The following is a 281-nucleotide window of genomic DNA, read 5'->3' as shown; positions in this document are numbered from 1 at the left end:
GCCCAAGCGACTGCCTCGCCGCGCGGCGGCGGGTCGTCGGTCGTTCACGGCGACCCTGCGCTCTCTCGACGAGCTCGCCGCGTCGGGCGCGAAGGTGTCGGTGCGCATCGACGACCTCGACGGGGGCTCCACCGAGGTGCTCGCCGGCGACGACTTCGTCACGCTGCCGGTCGGAGGTCTCGGCGTCGTCCCCCTGCTCATCGAAGCGGCGGCCGCGTTCGAATCGGGGCGCCTCGACCCGCTCGAGATCATCGATCGCGCATCGGTGCACGGCGCCGCAC

At 73.3% G+C, this 281-nt stretch carries 1 protein-coding gene; it reads left to right on the top strand.

Annotation, left to right across the window (positions count from 1 at the left end; genetic code table 11):
* The coding region (locus tag NDO48_RS29125) for a hypothetical protein (protein WP_267322902.1) at positions 1–281 on the top strand (281 nt) is incomplete at both ends.

The organism is Aminobacter sp. MET-1 (assembly GCF_026521175.1).
In the GTDB taxonomy this organism is placed as follows: Bacteria; Pseudomonadota; Alphaproteobacteria; order Rhizobiales; family Rhizobiaceae; genus Aminobacter.
This window is presented reverse-complemented; position numbering and strand designations above follow the sequence as displayed.